We start from the raw sequence: 16116 nt of genomic DNA on the forward strand, positions 1-16116 counted from the left end.
GATGAAACGGTATACAGATGAGCAGATCATTGCAGCGGTGGAAGAGATGGGCAGTCAGGCGGCTGCTGCTATCCACCTTGGCATTAACCGTAGAACATTGGAGCGTAGGATTGCTAACATCCGATCTAAAGAGGCAGGTGAGCAGGTGCAACCCACCGGCTTCGAGATTCCTGAAGGACATATTGTCCGTGGAACGTCCACTTTACTTGACGCCGAAACTGGCGAGCCTAAATTGGAGTGGGTCAAGACAGCCCTTGACAAACAGCAACAGATTGAAGCAGCCAAGGAAGCCGTAGAGGCTCTGACCCAGCAGATTGAGCCTGCAACCCCTAAGAAATCCTCGGACGTTGCTGACAACCTAATGTCGGTCATACCGATCACTGACATGCACGTTGGCATGTACGCTTGGGGCCAAGAAGTTGGAGAGGACTATGACACTGAGAAAGCAATTACTGCACTCACAGCGTCTGTTGGCTATCTTGTAGACATGGCCCCGCGATCTAAAACCTGCGTCATAATGCAGCTTGGAGACTTCTTCCACGCCGAGAACATGGACGGGGTGACCAGCCGCAGCAAGAACGTCTTGGACGTAGATACTCGTATGCCGCGTGTCATAAACCAAGGGATGATTGCTCTGCGCCACTGCATCGAGAAAGCGTTGGAGAGGCACGAAAGAGTGCAGTTCGTCAGCATTGCCGGTAATCACGATGAGATTCTGGGCCACGCGCTACGTTCTGCATTCAAGATGCTGTACAGGGACGAGCCTAGAGTAGAAGTTCTGGATAGCCCTAGCAGTCGGCAGTATATCAAGTTCGGTAAAGTCTTGATCGGAGCAACACACGGTCATCAGACCAAGGATCGAGACTTGCCCGGTATCATGGCGACTGAGCGACCAGAAGACTGGGGCCAGACAAAACACCGCTATTTCTTCCGTGGGCATCACCACCACGACAACCGTGTAGAGTACAACGGCTGCATTGTAGAGCAGTTCCGCACGATGTCTGCTGGTGACGCATATGCGGTACAACACGGCTATCTGTCTGGCCGAGACATGAAGGTTATTACTTATGATCCGAACTGCGGTGAGATGAGCCGCAGTGTTTGTTCCGTTGACCTAGTGAGGCGATTGTACGATGTCTGATAAAACAGTTGAGTTTGGTGAAGAGTTTGATGAGGAGCAGGAAGATGTAAAAGAGTTCTTGAATGAACACACGGCTATCGGTCAGTTGACTATTTTAGAGCATCCAGAAACAGGGCTTGCTGCATATCACACGGCTATGTTTGACTCTGAGTTCGAGGGGCCGAATGGCGAGTTATCTGATACACAAAAACTGTTTGAGAATATCTGTGCCCTTGTTGAAGAGTATTTAACATCAACAACACAGTAGGAGGCACCTTGGACGAGCTTAGAGAGGACTACATTGACAAGGTGATAGACTACGCAAAGCAAAGCGAGGCAAAGTTTCGTCACGCTGCAATCTGTTTGGACAAGAAAGGACAGATTGTTAGTTGGGCTACGAACTCTCGAAAGACTCACCCGATGCAAGCAGAGTACGCCAGACGTACAGGCAAGGATCAGAAGGTAAGTTTACACGCAGAGATAGCCGCATTAATTAGAGCGAGAGATGATATAGAGACGGTAGTAGTGGCAAGGATTAACAAGCGTTGCGAACTGCGCAACAGCAAGCCTTGCCCGATCTGCCGACTAGCACTAGAAGAAGCGCAAGTAAACGAAGTTTGGTTTTCAACAGATAAAGGGTTCGAGAAACTATGACAGAACAAGCAATCACAACGAAGTCAGCAGAGATTTTGTCCGACATTACGGTATTTACCAAGTACAGCAAATACATTCCTGAAATTGGTCGGCGCGAGACTTGGGAAGAACTGGTTGAGCGCAACATGGCTATGCACATCAACAAGTACCCTAAGCTGAAGAAAGAGATTCAGCAGGTGTACAAGAACTTTGTGCTGCCTAAAAAAGTGCTGCCATCTATGCGTTCGCTACAGTTTGGGGGCAAGCCGATCCAGAATAGCCCAAACCGCATCTTCAACTGTGCGTACATGCCAGTAGATCACCCGGATAGCTTTGCAGAGGCCATGTTCTTGCTGCTGGGCGGCACAGGTGTAGGTTACAGTGTACAGAAGCACCATGTGCGTGAACTGCCTGCTGTTGTCGGGCCGCTGAAAAAGAAAAAGCGGTTCCTAGTTGGAGACAGCATCGAAGGTTGGGCGGACGCAGTAAAGATTCTGTGTGAGGCGTACTTCTACGGGAAGCCGCGTCCTGTGTTTGACTTCTCTGACATTCGCCCCAAAGGCGCTGCACTGATTACTAGCGGTGGTAAGGCACCAGGCCCACAGCCGCTAAAGGACTGTCTGCACAACATTGAAAAGGTGTTTGACATTGCGCTAGAGGACGGCGGGCGTGGCGTACAGCTACAGCCGATCCAAGTCCACGACATTATGTGCTACATCGCTGATGCCGTTCTGGCTGGAGGCATTCGTCGTGCTGCACTTATTTCGCTGTTCAGCATGGACGATGAAGAGATGATTACAGCCAAGCATGGGGCTTGGTGGGAGACTGCACCTCACCGTGGGCGTGCTAACAACTCTGCTGTCATCCTTCGACACAAGGTCAGCCGTCGAGACTTTGACGAACTGTGGGACAAGATCGTGGCGTCAGAGTCTGGTGAGCCGGGTGTGATTTTTAGCAATGACAAGGACTGGGGCACTAACCCTTGCGCGGAAATTGGTCTGCGCCCCTATCAATTCTGTTAATAGTTAGCAGAAGTAAAACCGGGTGAATTGCTGGGAACCCCTAACGTAGAGTCGAGGGCAATCAGCAGCCAAGCCTCGAAAGAGGAAGGTTCAACGACTATCCGAAAGGAGTAGGGCCAAGCGGCCCGAAGCGCCCGGCACCCATGAAGGGTGATGATATAGTCTGAGCTACATGGAAACATGTAGGTGGGTTGACAAGACGCCAGCAAAATGTAAAAATAGGGTGTACCCTGAAGTTTACAGAATTGCTGGAGGCAAAATGGAGAAGAACAGAGAAGGTTACTTAGTCTCTGATACACATCGGGAATGCACCGGGTGTGGCAAGGTTTTTGAGAAGACAAGCGGCATGACCCTGTGTAAGCAATGCAACAGCAGTCGCGTGAAGTCTTACAGACCAGAGACTAGGATGTATAATCGAGCCAAACAGAGGGCTAAGAACAACGGCAGAGAGTTCTCGATAACAGTAGACGACATTGTTATCCCTGACAGATGTCCCGTTCTTGGCTACGAAATTAACGTAAACTCTGGTCGGCCCGGCGCGTACCATAACTCGCCTTCTCTTGACAGAATCGACAATTCGCGTGGCTACACACCTGACAATATACAGGTGATCTCTCAGAGAGCTAACGCGATGAAGGCTGCGGCTACTAACGTCGATCTCCACAATTTTGCCCGTTGGGTTTTGTCTAACGTCCCCGACGATGATTAGCGACCATCGTTGAACATAACTGAACTTATGCGAGCTAAATGTCTCTGATGTAAAAAATCAGCAGGACTTGAACGAAAGGGCAGCAGCAGCGGCTTTTATCGGTACGCTACAGGCTGGCTACACTGACTTTCACTATCTGCGTGACGTGTGGCAGGAGACGACAGAGAAGGATGCTCTCATCGGGGTAGGTATGACAGGCATTGCGTCTGGCGCTGTACTTGATCTTGACCTAGAGCAGGCAACCAAGGCTGTGCTGGAAGAGAATGAGCGCGTGGCTAAGAAGTTAGGCATCAACAAGGCGGCGCGTACCACGACGATTAAGCCGTCAGGCACCAGCAGTCTTGTGCTAGGAACTAGCTCCGGTATTCACGCTTGGCACAATGACTTCTACATTCGCCGTATGCGCGTAGGCAAGGACGAGGCTATCTACACCTATTTACAAGAGAATCACCCTGAGTTGGTTGAGGATGAGTACTTCCGTCCTAACGATCAGGCTGTGATCGAGATTCCACAGAAGGCACCGGAGGGCGCTATTCTTCGGCATGAGTCCCCGATGGAACTTCTCAAGCGTGTCTCTCGGTTCAACGAAGAGTGGGTACGAGCAGGACACCGTGATGGCCAGAACAGTCATAACGTCTCTGTCACTGTATCTGTCAAGGATGACCAGTGGCAGCAGGTAGGCGATTGGATGTGGAAGAACCGTAATCACTTCAACGGTATCTCTGTCCTGCCTTACATGGGTGGCACCTACAAGCAGGCACCCTTTGAGGACATCACACAAGAGCAGTACGAGATCATGGAATCGGCCCTTACTTCTATCGACTTGACACAGGTAAAGGAAGAAGAGGATAATACTGACTTGACTGGAGAGATTGCTTGCGGCGCCGACGGCTGTATCGTGACGTAACATGAGAAAGGCTTGGGAGTATTGGTGCAAGGCCATAGGCACTAAAGCCTACTCCGATAGCCGCAGGGCAGATGTGGTGGCTCTGATCCGCACAGCGTGGGTCATCCTCCACATTCTCACCTGCACAGCTATCATCACGAACGCTATCGCTAATCACGGAATCGGAGGTTTGATTGGGCTAGGATGATATGGGCTGTATCGCATACTATAGGTTTATGCGTTCCAAAGCATAACCCAATCATGTTAGCAAGTCAGTGTAATGTGCGGAGTTTTGGTTATGAGTGAACTAGAGCCTTGCTGTCTTTGTGGCAAGGATTGGAACGCACCGAATGACTTGATTGATACTGTGTATCCAGAGATGGTAAAATACTTTGGTAAAAACGGCCCTGTATACTCTTGGCTGGTTGTTTGCCAACTACACAACACTGGTTGCGGCAGAATGGTTTTTGGTGACAGCAGGGAAGAGGCTATTTCTAACTGGAATAGCGGACTAACAGACGTTGTTACGAGGTTTTAGAGATGAAGTGGTTTGATAAGTGGTACTGGAAAGATGAGTTTGATAATACTCCTTGCTGGGGTGCAGGCTTTGGCCTAGTAGACCTTACAGACAGGTGGCTGCTTCAAGGAGACATTACTAGAGGTGACTTTGGCTATAAGAAACAGTACAATATCTTAATTGACGTAGGCACAGCGGGTGTAGGATTTATCTTGTCCCTTGCCTCGTACACAATCTCATTTGGAATTGGAGAAAGGAAGTGACTACCGAAGCTAACTTGATTGCTTACACACAGCTTAACCCCGAGTTGCTGGACAACTGGGCTGAAGAGCCAGGCTTACTAGACTTAGTAGCTTACTTTGCTCGGGTGAGTAACCCGAAGAACGAGTACAATCAGCGGACTGCTGAGAGGCTTGTAGACTTCCTTACTCGGGAAGCACACTGGTCGCCTCTGGAGATGGTCAATGTCGTTATCGAGATCAAGACGACTCGCGATATTGCCCACCAGATTGTCCGTCACCGCAGCTTTGCTTTCCAAGAGTATAGTCAGCGGTACTCAGACCCAACTAAAGACTTGGACTTTGTGCAGCGAGAGGCTAGGCTACAGGACACCAAGGATCGGCAGAACTCAATCGAGATTGACCCAGACGAGAGTGATGAGAACCTTAGTAAGCACTATGCTTGGAGAACCCAGCAATGGCAAGTCCGTAATGCAGCAGAACACGCCTACCGTTGGGCCATTGACAACGGCATTGCTAAGGAGCAAGCGAGGGCCGTATTGCCAGAGGGTATGATGGGTTCAAGGCTACACATGAACGGGAGTCTACGCTCTTGGGTTCATTACATCGCTTTACGATCTGGTAACGGTACTCAGAAGGAACATAAGGAAGTAGCCAAGGTTTGCGCTGAACAGATCGGCAAGGTATTCTCTAAGATCACCGATTACGTTTGCGAGGAATAATATGGCTGAACTGCACACAGACGATACATTTATGTGGGAGAACAGGTTGATGGGTTGTCCAGAAGAAGATTACGACCGCGTACCACGGGAAGAGCGGGGCGTAGTTGACCCGCTAGTGAATCGTATTACCCACCAGCGTGGGCCTAAAGTGCCACCAACCACGCTTGCTGAATCCATGGGCCTCAACAATAACCCCATGAAGAAGCAAGTATCTGGCAGTCACTACAACAAGTACCCGATCCAGCCCGCTGAGTACTGTTACAAGAATGGGCTTAACAACCTACAGTCAGAGGCTATCAGTTACATCACTCGCTACGGCGACAAGGGTGGGAAGGTTGATTTGGAGAAAGCCATCCACACGCTAGAAATCCTGATTCACATGGAGTACGGGAGCGAATAATGCTGTTTCTGCAAGCACTGGCACTTTTGCTAATTGGACTAAAGCTAACGGGCCACATTGCTTGGCCCTGGCTTGCTGTGTTCACTCCCATGCTTATCTGGGCGCTGTTGATTGGATACATCGCCTATAACCAACAGCGACAGCAGCAGGCTGCACAGGACTTGCTGTATCACTTGTTCAACCGTCGAGGTAATAAAGATGACGATTAGTGATAAACTGATTGAGCGTGTCAAAAAGCACGAAGGGTATGAGACTAAGCCCTATAAGGATACTGTGGGCAAGGTTACTATCGGTTACGGACGCAACTTAGAGGATAACTCTCTGTCTATTGATGAGTTGATAGTACTGTTTAACCGCACAGAATGGATCAATGCTTCAGCAGCAGAGAATTGGGCTGAGATGTTGTTGCGGCACGATCTTGAAAAGACGCAGGATGCCCTTGAAGAATGGCTCGCTATTTGGCCAATGTGTAACAAAGAGGAGCAGACTGTTCTGTTAGATATGGCTTACAATATGGGTGTCGCAGGACTGCTTACTTTTGAAGGCATGCTGCACGCCATCGACAACGATGATAGCGCCCAAGCTGCGGCTGAGTTGCTTGACAGTCAGTACGCACAGCAAGTCAAGACTCGGGCTGTAGATAACGCTATCCTGTTGGCTGGAGATAAATACGAAGATACTCTAGGTATTCTTATCGCACAGAATCCATCTAGGTACAACGCACTAAAAGACTACCTTTAGATACAAAAAACCCGGCGCTAGGCCGGGCAGGGACAAAAGAGCTTCTTATTATGTGGCCCGCTATACGCGGGCTTCTTTTTATCTATAGGCCAGACATATTGCGTTACAGATACGCTAACCACCCGAAGGCTCTCACTCCTAAGTAGATTGCCCATCTTTTTGTTCGAGCGACTCCTTCGTCCTTCATGGCTTCTAACAAAATCTTGTCGGCTCTCCTGCGGTTGTACTTTTGATCGTATAGCCAGTCATGCACAACAGCGGATTTCGTTGCTTGACCTTTTAACCAAGCGTACACAAACGGGATTCTAGGCACAGAGTCTAAGTCTGTGCTGTACCCCTTCGGTACTTCAACTTCCCAGCCACCTTCTGTTCTATACAGTAGAGCACGCGATAGAACCCATCTGTTATCTTCTACTTTATATTTGAGATTAAGGCTACTAAGAAACATCACTGGTTCCTCATCTTGTACATTTCTGCTGCCTCAATAACCCAGTCCAAGAAATGATTGACCCTGACCTTATCTTGTTCACTCAAAAGCCCAGCGCCGATGTCATCAAGCAACCTGCTTTCTATAGAATCAATGACCGATGATAACAGTAGCGTTTCATACTGATTAAGACTATTCCAGTCTACTAGACCTCTTACTAGATCAGACACCGCTGAGAGTGTGGCTGCTTGATCTGTGTTTACTTGTTCTTTTGTTAATTCAGCCACAGCAATGACATCCCCAGCTCTGTACAGTGAGGTGCTTGACTCATCAATAAACTTAACTGTAGCTGCTTGCACCGCTGCGGCGGCGACATAGGGGTTGTTCTCTGCAAATTCTATTGCTGCACAGCCCGACAGAAGTGTGAGGATTAGCGCTAGAACACTTACTCTCATCATTATCCCCTTGTAATTCTGTTGCCAATTCCAGCGAGCAAAGCAGAACCCGCCGCAATCATTTCTGGCGTCAAAGGGATACCAAACATGCTGCTTAAACCTGCTAACAGGACAGACACAGTGGCTGCGCTGATTTCAGCAGAGCCTTTAGCACCTTCAATGGCCCGTTGTATTTGTGTGATTTCTTTCCTTTGTTTATCTGTAATAGCCATGTTATCTATCTGCCTTGTCATCGAGCTTGGAGAGAATCTGACGGATTAAGGCTTTAATTTCTGACATGTCATCACGGTAATCATCACGACGAACATACGTCTCGGTAGCGTGCCGCTCCATCTCAGACATATCAGATTGGAGACGCTTGACTGCTTGCCAGATAGTGTTCATCCACCACCCCATACCCATCAGGACAACAGATAGGAGGACGTTGATGATTAGTGTTGGTTCCATGTCAGTTGTCTCCAAAGAGTCGGTCTAAGACGGCTTTCTTCTGCTCGTCTGTGTATTCAGGCCACTTGAGTACTTCCTCTATTGTTCTTCTACACCCGATGCAAACAAAGTCACTGTCTGACTCACACACGTCCACGCAAGGTGACCCCACGGAAGCACCGTGTGAAGATTTGATATAATCGACGGAGGGCGAGGAAGTTTCCGAGCCGGAGGGAGAATCAACTGTTGATGCCGAATATGTCATCAATCTGATCCTCTGTGTATCCCATAACTTGTGCTAGGCTTAGTAGATCAGGGTGCATACGCTCAAACCGCCCAGAATCTTCCCACATAATCTTAATGCGAGGGTCGGTAGCAGGGTCATCCATCAGTGCTTGAACGTTATCTAGCTCGCCCATTTCTAGCAGGCCTAACTTGAAGTCAGCGCGGGATAGGGATGCGGATTCTCTGGCCTGCTGCAATGCGCGTTCGTCGGGGTTGTAGTCGGGCTTATCAGGTACTGCTGCTTCTGGAAAGTCATCAAGAGTAAAGCCAAACTTCTCAATCTCTGTTGTGTTTTGCTCTAACACCCATTCAGCGCCATCCCAAGACCATTTGTTAATTGAGGCTGCAAGAAGCCCCAAGAACTTTTCTCTCTGTTCTGCTGGCGCAGCATCAAGGTCTTTTCGTGAATTAAACATAGTCTATCTCCAATGTCTTAAGAAGATTGTGTGAGTCTGCCCAAGAGACATGCCCTTTCCAAGCAGCAGAAAATCTATCCAAGCCGCCTTGATCGTTCATCTTCTTGAACATGGCGATCTTTTTCTTAGCTCTTTTTACAGAGTCTTTTCTGATTAGCTTATATCCCGGCCACATCCTGTAGCCTAGAAAATTAACGCCTCTTGATAGACTCTGTACTGACCATTTAGAGAAGTCCATTCGCATCTCTTCCTTAGAGAATTGCTCTAAGCGATCTTTCATATCTCGTAGTTTAACGCTATCGTTATCTACTACCACAATGTCATCCATGTACCTAGCCCAAGCAAAAGGCTTGAGTTCATGGTGTATGAACTTATCAGCAATGCCACCGTACACATTTGCCCACAACTGAGAGCTTAAGCTACCTATGTGCAGTCCTGTTCCAGTATCAGGAACTATGGTCTTGATTAAATCAAGCGTATCTCTACACTTAATCTTAGCTTCAATCTCTTGATATAGCCTAGATCTATTGATGCTAGGAAAGTACTTACTGAAGTCTGTTTTCAGTGTGTGTGTAGCTTGTGGCTTTCTCAAGCAAGATTGAATGTAGACAACCCCGGCGTGTGTGCCTTTATTGGGCCTGCAAGCAAAAGTATAAGGCAACAGCGTTTTCTCAAAGATTGGCTCAATCACGTTGTTGATTGCGTGTTGAACTATTCTATCTCTAAATGGCAGAGCAGATATAAGTCTTTCTTTTGGGTCGAATATCTTGAACTGCCTGTAATCGCCCATAATATAGGCTTTATATGCTATCTCTTCACGCAGCAGTTTTAGGTTAAGAGCAGCATACTCTTTGAACTCTAGGTAACTGTGTGATCTACGCTTGTCCTTTGCCGTCTTTTTGTACGCTATGTCAAAGTTAGTCTCAGAGACAATATCCTCAAACAAGCGTTTGTACTTCTTTCCCATAATAAAAATGCTGGCTCCGTATTTCAGCTTTTTGCATACTCCACGTTATGCCAAACCTAGTAGTGTATTTGCCGAAGCAGGATGACTGAGCTGACCACCTGTGTTAAGTGATCGGCCTGTGTAGCCTTTGCGTACACAGAGCGCGGTTCGGTCGTCACAGACGCCGCGACCGCCGATATTCGTATTCGAATTAGTCGCGGTATTCGTATTGACATAACGTGAGCCAGATTTCGACCCATTATTCCAATTACCGCCCAAATTGGCGAAACGGCCTCTTTACCCCAGTCACCCTTTTTTCTTATTCTTTATCCACTCGCCTAACATTGATGCAGGCTCTGATATAAGTGCTAAAGAATGTTCGTGCTGCTTCTTAGTCAAATGGGAAATGTTTGTCCTAAGAAACCTTAACCAAAACCTAAGCATCGCTAGTCCAGCGTCTGCTGAGTACAACTTAGATATTTGGTTGGACTTGCCTGCTACCATAAACAGGTCTACTTGCTCAAGGAGGCAGCGAATAAACAATTCCCTCGCTACGCCATGCTTCCTTGGTATGCTCTGCGCTATTGGGTAGAGATAAGAGATGACGCGCTCATATTTCTCTACTATTCGCATTTGCTCGGCTGACATCCTCGGGTCTTTTACGAGATTGTCAGTCGGGCTTTCGCCCGCCTTACTCAAGGATCAGGTGGTCACAGACGCCGCGACCGCCGAGACCCGCATTCGAATCAGGCGCGGGATCCGTATTGACATAACGTGAGCCAGATTCCGACCCATTAGGCCAAGCACCGCCCAAAGTGGCGAAACGGACGACACGGAAGCGATTGCCGCGAGATGGGTTGGGCAGTGTTTGGGCAGACGAAGAAAGGATGCTGTCGTTGCTCCATAGACTGATAACGCCTGTGCTTTGAATCACGCCCCAGTGCGAGGTGAACTGTGCGTCTGTGCTTCCACCGGGAAGTCCGGTCGTTCCCGGATCGCTACCACGCGATGCCGCTTCTTTGGTGCCAAAAGCTAGAAGCTGGAAGTCCTCTACGCGCGGTGTACGGAATCCGTGATACCAAAGAGACTCAAAGATGTTCATAGGCTGTGCGTCGGGGTAATTACCCGACCCGTCAATCAGATCAGGCGGGTTTCCGTCACGAGCAGGATTGACACCATGCCTATGCGGAGGCCCAACAAGATGGTCTCCTGCTAAATGGTAGATGCCACACCAAAAAGCACCGTCGCCCACCAGAGTCAAACCACGGGGATCAGCAACAGAAGGCCGCCATTTTAGATCGTAAAAGCTAAACTCGTTGATCTGAGGCGTTGTTCCACCATCGCCAGCGTTAAGGCTGAATGATGCGTTGCCGCCCGGCGCATAGTGAAAACCGCCAATACGACGACCACCAGCAGTAGGAGCTACGTTAAAAGAAGCGTCTGCCTCTAGCGTCCCGTCAGGAGCTACCCAAATGGCGTAATCCGTGCCAGCGCTAAGGGTTGGCATAGCAATACTAGTGCCTGAAGCAATCTCTAGTACCGAGCCGCCCACCTCGACATAGATGGTCTGTCCGGTTTCAGCTGTATCGTTTCCGGTCTTATTCCAAGCTACCGAGTCACGGTTGGCTTTTGCAAAATACCCAGAAGGTGATGCTGCCGCCACCTCATCAATAGCCGCCTGCACGTCGGTCGCTGCAAGCCCGCTGGTTGTGTTATCGTAGCTAGTAGATTCTGCCGTGCCAAGCTGCCGCCAATTACCCCCCGGCGGCTCTGCCGTCTCGCCGTCTTGCAGAGCAATGTAAAACGCATCGCTTGGCGTATGGAAAACAACCTGCCCGGAGTTAAACGTACCCGCAGACCAAACACCTGCAAAGCCGTCAAACTGTACCAGACTTCCAGCCAGCGCCGAATCAACGTCTGATGCCAGAGCGTTTGCATCGGTAACGAAGCCGTCTAAAGCAGAAACAAAAGCCGATGCTTTACTCGCAAATTGTGACTCTGTGTCAGTAATAACAGGCGCAGGAGGTAGCGCCGTGATTTTCGTGATTGTCATTATAGTCCCTCTACTTCAAGTGTTGCTCTCGATGTGCGCTTGTCTGAAAGCACTATATCAAAATCAACGTAATACCCGTACACCAACGTCTCTTCGTGTATCGGATCGTCCGCAAACAATGCGGCATCTGGGCTGCCAATATAAACTGTAGCCTCAGCTCTTCGGTCTGCAAGAATACGCTGTATCCTAGCGACGTCCGCAGTGTTCACAATCAAATCAAGTTCTGCGCGCTTTACGAAAGCTCTCTCAACCACCGTCGGGTTGCCAAACTCGTCTGTTTGCTTAACAGAAAAGTCCCTAATGCTTACACTGGAACCATAGTTAGTGACACCGAGGGTCTGTTGCCGACCGATAAGCAAGAGACCACAAGCCGTTGGCTCACCCGGACGACTAATCGTAACCGTTATCTTCGGGTCTACTATTGGCGGTATGTCCAAAACCACAGAATCTCTGAACCGCGCACCAAATGTTTCAAAGAAATAGCTGTACCAGTTTGAAGATGATGTCTGCAAAACAAAATCGGCGGTCTTGTTATAAACAACACCATTACCATTCTCAACTTTAATTTCAATTTCACTAGCGTCAACATTGAAAAAACTCAGCGCATTTACCAGCCCGCCTGGCTCAAGCACAACCTCAATGCTATCTGATTGGCTAGTCAGAGTGCCTGTGCCGCCGTCAAACATCTTCCAACGATTAGTAAAGCCAAGATCAAGCCATTCGTTTGGCGAATCTGGTGGAAAGTTATCAAGGTTGCTGTCAGTGAGCGATTCGTAACGACGTTGAACATCTCCCAGCACAGATACAATGTCACCCGTATTATAGGTCACAGTGTTATCGTATTTGTCCTCACCTGTCGCTGTTTCTGGAACCGTGCTAGAGGTGAGAACAGCCTCAGGGTTTGTGACTTCGTATGGCGGGATGTCGGTTGGCCTAATAATAATCATCTATGTACGCTCCGGTGGCAAACCATCAATATCGAACTTCTCAAGCGTGTCGCGTGTGCGCTTGGTATTACGAGTTATTTGATACTGTGACTCACCTTGCTCCCTTCTTAGTTCACCGACTTCTTCACGCAATGATCTGATCTCATCAATCATTTCATCCGTTCCCATCATCTTTCTAGTATCGTTGTTACTGTAGATTCTTGACGGGCCTGTTACCTCAAGCTCAGGGCCACGCTCACCCACCATACGCAGGCCACCCTCGTGCATACCACCGTCTGCAAATCCTTTAGCATCAAGGTAGGCGTTTTGCATTCTTGCTAACTGTGCCTGACGTTCTTGGTTCGTAGTTCGGCTTCCGAACCAGTCAGTGCCGAAAGCAGCGATATGCTCTTCGTAAGCTCGACCAACAATACTTTCCCAGAGCGGGTCATTTGTCTGCCCCGGACGCAAGCTGCTAGGAGGTGTAGGGCGCTCCTCAAAGCTGGGCGCGTTCTCCGGCGCACTGATTGATGCAAAACTTTGCTGAGCAGATTCCGCTGCACTAATCGAAGCACCAAGATTATTCATTGCCTGACTGACAGTAAGAACGCTATCGTTGATTCCGAAAAGTGCGTTTAGCTGCTCACGCCCTTGGTCGAGTTGTGCTTGTAATGTCCCAAGCTGAGTATCACGCTGGCGCTCTGCATCGTCTCGAAGCTCACGCACTAAGGTTTCAGTCTGCTTAAAGTCTCTTTGGTAGTCAGTGAAGCTGCCAAACAGCTGCTGGCTTGGCTCAGCAACTACATCTAGCGCCCTTTCAAGATTACGCTCACTTAGCGTGTCTATACCTTCTTCACGCGCTAGTCTCAGGGATTTCTGTGCTTGCGTTCTAGCAAGTCGAGGGCGTTGCGTTAGAGTCCTGCCTTCAAGACTGTCAAGCGCACTGTTCAGAGCATCAATCGGGCCGGACAGCCGTTCTTCTATGGCATCCTGCTCACGGCGAACCGTGTTCTGCAAAGCTCTGAATGCTTCTCTCGCGTTAGATTCAGTTTCCTGCACCTTCTTGGCCGCGTCCTCAAGAGAAAAGATGAAGCTCAGTATCCCTCGGTTCGCTGACTCAGTAGCGTCTAACTCTAACTGCCGCAGAGAAGCTGTATCTCCGATCACGTTTAGATAACGACGCTCTAGTTCATTCCGCTCATCGTTGATGCGGTTTATCTCTTGCAACCGATCCGCATATTCTTCAAGTGCGTGCAGCCCTTCAAGCCGAATGCGATTGCCTTCACTTAAAGCACCAGCAAGCTCTCTTTCGCGCCGGGCAGCAGTGCGCCTCTCTTTCTCTGATTCGCTAAGCCTTGTGTTCTGCGCGATAGTTGCGATGGTTTCATCTTGGCGCTTCTCTATCGACTCTTTCTGCTTGGCAATCGCCTTGTCCATCTCAGAGTCGCCCAGAGCACCCCCAACAGCACCGCCGATAGCACCACCGATAAACGAGCCAACCGGCCCTCCTATCGCTGCGCCGACCAACTGTCCAGCGGTAGCACCCATGCTCGATTCCATAGAGCCGCCGCCTATCGCGGTTCCGACCAAATTGCCGCCCATACCAGCTAAAGATGTAGCTGCGCCAGCGGCTTGAGAAATGTTAGAGCCTGTCTGAGTGAGGGCTAAGTTGCCCGGGGCACCCGGCCCAGGAGAGATTGCTGTGCTAAGGCCCAGAGACTGACCAACGCCACTTCTTGCAAAGCTAGAGGCTATGTCTGCGCCAGCACCTGCCTGCGTCAAACTACCAAGCAAGTCCCCTGCGCCACCGCCAGACAATAGGCTCTGACCGCCGCTAAGGATGTCTCCAGCGCCACCAACAATCTGCTGTGTAATCGGAATAACGATCTGCTGGCGGATAGCCACAGCAGCCATGTCAGCAAGCGTGCGCTTGAAGATGTCAAGGATTCCGTCTGCTAAGTCGTCAAACGCGCTGAAGCCGTCCTCAAAGATGTTGTAGAAAGCGTCAGAGAACTCGGACTCTACGCTGTCTGCTACGCTTTCAAAGGTATCCTGCATGTCATCTGCAGAATTGTTTGCCTTCTCAACAGCCTTTGGTATTTCTTCCAGTTCGCCTGGGATCTGTACGGTCAGACCTAGAACTTCTCTTAGATCATTGCTAAAAGGCTCAATGTCAGGCTTTACAACAACTTTGTCTAGACGTGTTACCTTTTCTTCTGTTTCCTCAATCTCTCGACCAAAAGAGAAAAGAGCCCGGTTTGCTTCATTTATTCTTCGCTCAGCTTCTGCGCTAAGCGGCTGCATAGGCGATGTTTGTCTACTTGTAAGTACATCCAGCTTATCTAAGATGTCTTTTATTTGCTCTACACGAGAGGCCGCTCTAGACGGTTCTGAGAGCATGTTTTCTGGGAAGATGAAATCAAGTATTGACTGACCACCAGCCAAAATAAACTTTTCTGCTTCTAGGTATAATGCTCCTATTTTTTCAGATATAGTTTCAATATCACCTTCTGCGTTCTTTGCAGATTCTGCAGCCCTATCGATCCCACGGCTTAACTCTAAAAGCAAAACAGCCATTCCTGCTGGCCCTCGCAGGAATGACGTTGCAGTTTTTAATCCGGTGAATGCTCCTGCAAGGGAGCCAACGCCTCCTGCTGCAGCATACGCCCAACTAGCTAGTTTTATTGCAGCTAATGTCCCTGCAATTCTGGCAACAGTTTCAATAGCGTCAATGTTTTCTCTAAATGCACTCGCTAGTTCTGATACAGCTTCTGCTGCTCCCAAAATAGCTTCTCTGTTCTCAACTAAGAACTCTTGCATGGCGACGGTGAGTTCGCCTTGTATCTGCCCGACAACAGCATTTAGCTGTGTCTGCATATCAGATGCAGCACGTACTACGTCTTCAGAAGCTAATGTTGCTTGACTGCCGAATCGGTCAATTCCGTCAGTACCCTGCATCAAAAGAGGTAGCAGGCGGTTACCGATGTCGTCGCCTAAAATCCGAACAGCAGCAGTGTGCCTGCGAGTTGAACTCTCTGTCTGCGAGATAGCATCTGCAAACGTTCTGAACAACTGCTCGCCGTTTTTGCCCCGCAGATCATCAACCTCAATGCCGACCAGCTTAAAGTCGTCAATGAACGACTGCATGCCAGATTTAGCATCTTCAGCACGATCTGAAAGCGTGCCGAATACA

Annotated in this window: 22 protein-coding genes; 10 read left to right on the top strand and 12 right to left on the bottom strand. The window is 49.1% G+C overall.

The window, feature by feature from the left end; genetic code table 11:
- Position 1: 1 nt before the first annotated feature.
- The 10 genes from V6X73_RS09395 (at position 2) to V6X73_RS09440 (ending at position 6989) form a co-directional block, all read left to right on the top strand.
- Positions 2-1141, top strand: a complete 1140-nt coding sequence (locus V6X73_RS09395; RefSeq protein WP_367991154.1) for a helix-turn-helix domain-containing protein — start codon at positions 2-4, stop codon at positions 1139-1141.
- Positions 1134-1388, top strand: a complete 255-nt coding sequence (locus tag V6X73_RS09400; RefSeq protein ID WP_367991156.1) for a hypothetical protein — start codon at positions 1134-1136, stop codon at positions 1386-1388. The genes V6X73_RS09395 and V6X73_RS09400 overlap by 8 nt, the downstream gene beginning before the upstream one ends.
- Positions 1389-1396: 8 nt before the next feature.
- Positions 1397-1774 carry a cytidine/deoxycytidylate deaminase family protein gene (locus V6X73_RS09405; protein ID WP_367991158.1) on the top strand — a complete coding sequence of 126 codons (378 nt, stop codon included), beginning with the start codon at positions 1397-1399 and terminating at the stop codon, positions 1772-1774.
- Positions 1771-2775 carry a glycyl radical enzyme family protein gene (locus V6X73_RS09410; protein ID WP_367991160.1) on the top strand — a complete coding sequence of 335 codons (1005 nt, stop codon included), beginning with the start codon at positions 1771-1773 and terminating at the stop codon, positions 2773-2775. The genes V6X73_RS09405 and V6X73_RS09410 overlap by 4 nt, the downstream gene beginning before the upstream one ends.
- A 776-nt stretch (positions 2776-3551) precedes the next feature.
- Positions 3552-4391, top strand: a complete 840-nt coding sequence (locus V6X73_RS09415) for a glycyl radical enzyme family protein (protein ID WP_367991162.1) — start codon at positions 3552-3554, stop codon at positions 4389-4391.
- Between the two features lie 519 nt (positions 4392-4910).
- Complete coding sequence (locus V6X73_RS09420) at positions 4911-5150, top strand: hypothetical protein (RefSeq protein ID WP_367991164.1); 240 nt, start codon at positions 4911-4913, stop codon at positions 5148-5150.
- On the top strand, positions 5147-5848 hold the full coding sequence (thyX, locus tag V6X73_RS09425; RefSeq protein WP_367991166.1) for an FAD-dependent thymidylate synthase: 702 nt from the start codon (positions 5147-5149) through the stop codon (positions 5846-5848). Before V6X73_RS09420 ends, thyX begins: the two co-directional genes overlap by 4 nt.
- A 1-nt stretch (position 5849) precedes the next feature.
- The gene (locus tag V6X73_RS09430; RefSeq protein WP_367991168.1) at positions 5850-6248 is read left to right on the top strand and encodes a hypothetical protein; all 399 of its coding nucleotides are present in this window, start codon (positions 5850-5852) and stop codon (positions 6246-6248) included.
- Entirely contained in the window at positions 6248-6457 is a 210-nt protein-coding gene (locus V6X73_RS09435; protein ID WP_367991170.1) for a hypothetical protein, read from the top strand. The genes V6X73_RS09430 and V6X73_RS09435 overlap by 1 nt, the downstream gene beginning before the upstream one ends.
- Positions 6447-6989, top strand: a complete 543-nt coding sequence (locus V6X73_RS09440) for a glycoside hydrolase family protein (RefSeq protein ID WP_367991172.1) — start codon at positions 6447-6449, stop codon at positions 6987-6989. The genes V6X73_RS09435 and V6X73_RS09440 overlap by 11 nt, the downstream gene beginning before the upstream one ends.
- 103 nt (positions 6990-7092) lie before the next feature.
- Here V6X73_RS09440 and V6X73_RS09445 read toward each other — a convergent pair whose 3' ends face one another.
- The 12 genes from V6X73_RS09445 to V6X73_RS09570 form a co-directional block, all read right to left on the bottom strand.
- A complete protein-coding gene (locus tag V6X73_RS09445) occupies positions 7093-7437 on the bottom strand; it encodes a DUF1353 domain-containing protein (RefSeq protein ID WP_367991174.1) in 345 nt (114 codons plus the stop codon).
- Positions 7437-7871: a hypothetical protein gene (locus tag V6X73_RS09450; protein ID WP_367991176.1), complete on the bottom strand. Its 435-nt coding sequence runs from the start codon at positions 7869-7871 to the stop codon at positions 7437-7439. Before V6X73_RS09450 ends, V6X73_RS09445 begins: the two co-directional genes overlap by 1 nt.
- A gap of 2 nt (positions 7872-7873) precedes the next feature.
- Complete coding sequence (locus tag V6X73_RS09455) at positions 7874-8083, bottom strand: hypothetical protein (RefSeq protein WP_367991178.1); 210 nt, start codon at positions 8081-8083, stop codon at positions 7874-7876.
- Position 8084: 1 nt separating this feature from the next.
- The gene (locus V6X73_RS09460) at positions 8085-8318 is read right to left on the bottom strand and encodes a hypothetical protein (protein ID WP_367991180.1); all 234 of its coding nucleotides are present in this window, start codon (positions 8316-8318) and stop codon (positions 8085-8087) included.
- Between the two features lies 1 nt (position 8319).
- Positions 8320-8562, bottom strand: coding sequence for a DUF1289 domain-containing protein (locus V6X73_RS09465; protein ID WP_367991182.1), 243 nt, complete (start codon positions 8560-8562; stop codon positions 8320-8322).
- Positions 8537-8998: a hypothetical protein gene (locus tag V6X73_RS09470; RefSeq protein ID WP_367991184.1), complete on the bottom strand. Its 462-nt coding sequence runs from the start codon at positions 8996-8998 to the stop codon at positions 8537-8539. The genes V6X73_RS09465 and V6X73_RS09470 overlap by 26 nt, the downstream gene beginning before the upstream one ends.
- Complete coding sequence (locus V6X73_RS09475) at positions 8991-9965, bottom strand: reverse transcriptase/maturase family protein (RefSeq protein ID WP_367991186.1); 975 nt, start codon at positions 9963-9965, stop codon at positions 8991-8993. The genes V6X73_RS09470 and V6X73_RS09475 overlap by 8 nt, the downstream gene beginning before the upstream one ends.
- Before the next feature lie 285 nt (positions 9966-10250).
- Positions 10251-10592 carry a diversity-generating retroelement protein Avd gene (gene avd / locus V6X73_RS09480; protein WP_367991188.1) on the bottom strand — a complete coding sequence of 114 codons (342 nt, stop codon included), beginning with the start codon at positions 10590-10592 and terminating at the stop codon, positions 10251-10253.
- 43 nt (positions 10593-10635) lie between these two features.
- A complete protein-coding gene (locus V6X73_RS09485; protein WP_367991190.1) occupies positions 10636-11997 on the bottom strand; it encodes a phage major tropism determinant in 1362 nt (453 codons plus the stop codon).
- A complete protein-coding gene (locus V6X73_RS09490) occupies positions 11997-12944 on the bottom strand; it encodes a hypothetical protein (RefSeq protein ID WP_367991192.1) in 948 nt (315 codons plus the stop codon). The genes V6X73_RS09485 and V6X73_RS09490 overlap by 1 nt, the downstream gene beginning before the upstream one ends.
- Positions 12945-14483 carry a coiled-coil domain-containing protein gene (locus V6X73_RS09565; RefSeq protein ID WP_407826504.1) on the bottom strand — a complete coding sequence of 513 codons (1539 nt, stop codon included), beginning with the start codon at positions 14481-14483 and terminating at the stop codon, positions 12945-12947. It lies immediately after the preceding gene.
- A 1433-nt stretch (positions 14484-15916) separates the two neighbouring features.
- Positions 15917-16116, bottom strand: a 200-nt coding sequence (locus tag V6X73_RS09570) for a hypothetical protein (RefSeq protein WP_407826505.1), incomplete at its 5' end; no start/stop codon positions are given.

It is taken from the genome of Spiribacter pallidus, from assembly GCF_040838495.1.
Lineage (GTDB): Bacteria > Pseudomonadota > Gammaproteobacteria > Nitrococcales > Nitrococcaceae > Spiribacter > Spiribacter pallidus.

What these genes read in the sequence shown, in the direction of transcription:
- V6X73_RS09395 (WP_367991154.1), top strand. Translation starts at nt 2, where the DNA reads ATGAAACGGTATACAGATGAGCAGATCATTGCAGCGGTGGAAGAGATG.
- V6X73_RS09400 (WP_367991156.1), top strand. Translation starts at nt 1,134, where the DNA reads ATGTCTGATAAAACAGTTGAGTTTGGTGAAGAGTTTGATGAGGAGCAG.
- V6X73_RS09410 (WP_367991160.1), top strand. Translation starts at nt 1,771, where the DNA reads ATGACAGAACAAGCAATCACAACGAAGTCAGCAGAGATTTTGTCCGAC.
- V6X73_RS09420 (WP_367991164.1), top strand. Translation starts at nt 4,911, where the DNA reads ATGAAGTGGTTTGATAAGTGGTACTGGAAAGATGAGTTTGATAATACT.
- V6X73_RS09430 (WP_367991168.1), top strand. Translation starts at nt 5,850, where the DNA reads ATGGCTGAACTGCACACAGACGATACATTTATGTGGGAGAACAGGTTG.
- V6X73_RS09435 (WP_367991170.1), top strand. Translation starts at nt 6,248, where the DNA reads ATGCTGTTTCTGCAAGCACTGGCACTTTTGCTAATTGGACTAAAGCTA.
- V6X73_RS09440 (WP_367991172.1), top strand. Translation starts at nt 6,447, where the DNA reads ATGACGATTAGTGATAAACTGATTGAGCGTGTCAAAAAGCACGAAGGG.
- V6X73_RS09445 (WP_367991174.1), bottom strand. Translation starts at nt 7,437, where the DNA reads ATGTTTCTTAGTAGCCTTAATCTCAAATATAAAGTAGAAGATAACAGA.
- V6X73_RS09450 (WP_367991176.1), bottom strand. Translation starts at nt 7,871, where the DNA reads ATGAGAGTAAGTGTTCTAGCGCTAATCCTCACACTTCTGTCGGGCTGT.
- V6X73_RS09455 (WP_367991178.1), bottom strand. Translation starts at nt 8,083, where the DNA reads ATGGCTATTACAGATAAACAAAGGAAAGAAATCACACAAATACAACGG.
- V6X73_RS09460 (WP_367991180.1), bottom strand. Translation starts at nt 8,318, where the DNA reads ATGGAACCAACACTAATCATCAACGTCCTCCTATCTGTTGTCCTGATG.
- V6X73_RS09465 (WP_367991182.1), bottom strand. Translation starts at nt 8,562, where the DNA reads ATGACATATTCGGCATCAACAGTTGATTCTCCCTCCGGCTCGGAAACT.
- V6X73_RS09470 (WP_367991184.1), bottom strand. Translation starts at nt 8,998, where the DNA reads ATGTTTAATTCACGAAAAGACCTTGATGCTGCGCCAGCAGAACAGAGA.
- V6X73_RS09475 (WP_367991186.1), bottom strand. Translation starts at nt 9,965, where the DNA reads ATGGGAAAGAAGTACAAACGCTTGTTTGAGGATATTGTCTCTGAGACT.
- avd (WP_367991188.1), bottom strand. Translation starts at nt 10,592, where the DNA reads ATGTCAGCCGAGCAAATGCGAATAGTAGAGAAATATGAGCGCGTCATC.
- V6X73_RS09485 (WP_367991190.1), bottom strand. Translation starts at nt 11,997, where the DNA reads ATGACAATCACGAAAATCACGGCGCTACCTCCTGCGCCTGTTATTACT.
- V6X73_RS09490 (WP_367991192.1), bottom strand. Translation starts at nt 12,944, where the DNA reads ATGATTATTATTAGGCCAACCGACATCCCGCCATACGAAGTCACAAAC.
- V6X73_RS09565 (WP_407826504.1), bottom strand. Translation starts at nt 14,483, where the DNA reads ATGGAATCGAGCATGGGTGCTACCGCTGGACAGTTGGTCGGCGCAGCG.